Source organism: Polaromonas sp. P1_E1_2 (assembly GCF_056406035.1).
On record NZ_JBFUAZ010000626.1, the window covers coordinates 1 to 2,444 of the forward strand.

General features: G+C 62.1%; 3 protein-coding genes. All 3 read left to right on the plus strand.

Features of this window, described 5'->3' with window-relative positions:
• Positions 1-1,501, plus strand: a 1,501-nt coding sequence (gene ppsA, locus AC1D1P_RS20925; RefSeq protein ID WP_477674286.1) for a phosphoenolpyruvate synthase, incomplete at its 5' end; no start/stop codon positions are given.
• A 184-nt stretch (positions 1,502-1,685) separates the two neighbouring features.
• On the plus strand, positions 1,686-1,982 hold the full coding sequence (locus tag AC1D1P_RS20930; RefSeq protein WP_477670997.1) for a hypothetical protein: 297 nt from the start codon (positions 1,686-1,688) through the stop codon (positions 1,980-1,982).
• The coding region (locus AC1D1P_RS20935; protein ID WP_477674287.1) for a tetratricopeptide repeat protein at positions 1,973-2,444 on the plus strand (472 nt) is incomplete at its 3' end. The genes AC1D1P_RS20930 and AC1D1P_RS20935, both read left to right, overlap by 10 nt.

The following is a 2,444-nucleotide window of genomic DNA, read 5'->3' on the forward strand; positions in this document are numbered from 1 at the left end:
GAACGACACCGACGTCGAGCAACTCGCCCGCTATGCATTGATCATCGAGGCCCACTATGGCCGCCCGATGGACATCGAGTGGGGCAAAGACGGCATCGACGGCGAACTCTACATCCTGCAGGCGCGCCCCGAGACTGTGAAGAGCCAGTCCAAGGGCAAGGCAGAGCAGCGCTACAAGCTCAAGGGCACCGGCACCGTGCTGGCAGAAGGCCGCGCGATCGGCCAGAAGATCGGCACGGGCGCGGTCCGCATCGTGCACGACATCAAGGACATGGACCAGGTGCAGGCCGGCGACATCCTGGTGACCGACATGACCGACCCGAACTGGGAACCGRTGATGAAGCGCGCCWSCGCCATCGTGACCAACCGCGGCGGGCGCACSTGCCACGCCGCCATCATCGCGCGCGAGCTGGGTATCCCGGCCGTGGTCGGCTGCGGCGACGCCACCGAAACGCTGAAAGATGGCATGCTCGTCACCGTGAGCTGCGCTGAAGGCGATACCGGCAACATTTATGACGGTCTGCTGGAAACCGAAGTGACCGAAGTGCAGCGCGGCGAGATGYCTGCGATTGACATGAAGATCACCATGAACGTCGGCAACCCGCAGCTGGCGTTTGATTTCTGCCAGATCCCCAATCACGGCGTTGGCCTGGCACGGCTGGAATTTGTCATCAACAACAACATCGGTGTGCACCCCAAGGCGATTCTTGATTACCCCAATGTGGATGCCGACCTGAAAAAAGCAGTGGAAAGCGTGGCGCGCGGCCATGCCTCGCCACGTGCCTTTTATGTCGACAAGGTGACCGAAGGCGTGGCCACGATCGCGGCAGCCTTTTGGCCCAAGCCGGTGATCGWGCGTCTGTCGGACTTCAAGTCCAACGAATACCGCAAGCTGATCGGCGGCTCACGCTACGAGCCTGAGGAAGAAAACCCGATGCTGGGCTTTCGCGGCGCATCGCGCTACCTTAGCCCCGATTTTGGCGAGGCCTTTGCCATGGAGTGCGAGGCGCTCAAACGCGTGCGCAACGACATGGGTCTGGTCAACGTCGAGGTCATGGTGCCATTTGTACGCACCCTGGGCCAGGCCAAAAAGGTCACGGACCTGCTGGCCCAGCACGGCCTCAAGCGCGGCGAGCAGGGCCTGCGCGTGATCATGATGTGCGAGGTGCCCAGCAACGCCATACTGGCCGACGAGTTCCTCGAGTTCTTCGACGGTTTCTCGATTGGTTCGAACGATTTGACCCAGCTCACGCTGGGCCTGGACCGCGACTCCGGTCTGGACATCCTGGCCCAGGATTTTGACGAACGCGACCCCGCCGTCAAGGCCATGCTGAGCCGGGCTATCCAGGCCTGCCGGCGCGCGGGGAAATACGTCGGCATCTGCGGCCAGGGCCCCAGCGACCACCCGGACTTTGCGCAGTGGCTGAAGGACGAAGGCATCGGCTCCATCTCGCTGAATCCCGACACGGTGATCGCCACCTGGAAGCAACTGGCCAACTGAAGACGGTTGACATGAATTGAAACGGTGCGCTGCGGAGAGATTCGCAGCGCATTTTTTTTGCGTCGGAACCGCGCGACCGAGGGAAAACCCGCGATGGCAGGAGGTTTCCCGGTAAACAATTGGCAATACCTCCGATGACAATCGGAATCGTTGCCTTCATCCCTTCATCTGTTTGTCGTGAGCCATGCTTGCCGTCACCACTACCATCAAACTGCTCACTGAAATTGCTCTGCTTGCGTTGGCCGGGCAATGGGCAGTAGGCCTGCTGGCAGGCGCGGCGAAGGACAGCAATCCGTTTTATCGCGTGCTTCAGCTGGTGGGCCTGCCTTGGGTCAAGGCAGCACGCTGGATATCTCCGCAGGTCGTGATGGACCGTCACTTGCCGCTGGTGGCCTTTTTGGTGCTGCTGCTGGTGTGGGCCATTGCGGCCATCGCCAAAATCCGCATCTGCCTGGAGATCGGGGTGGCACTGTGCAAATAGACGCTGCCCTTCAATACGGTTTTCTGAAAATACGCGCACTGCTTTTGCTCGCCTGCGCCAAACGGCCTGCCGCGCTGGCCGTCTTTGACCAGATGCTGCAACTGCGCCCGGCAGACCCTTATGCGCTAGCCAGCCGCGGCCATGTGGCGGCGCAGCTCCAGCTCACACAAGAGTCCGTTGCCAGCCTGCAGCAATTGACCGCCGTCAGGCCCGGCCATGCCGCGGGCTGGTTCAACCTGGGTTATGTGTTGCAGCAGGCGGGACGCCATGATGAGGCCGGGCCGGCCTTTGAGCGCGCGGTGGCACTGGACGCTCGCCTGGACCAGGCCTGGTATGGCCTGGCACTGGTGCATATTCACGCGCACCGGTTTGAGGAAGCCGCCGAGGCCTTGCAAAAGAACACAGCCCTGCAGCCCTTGGGCCCTTACGGCTGGTACCGGCTCGCGCAGGTGTGGCTGGCGC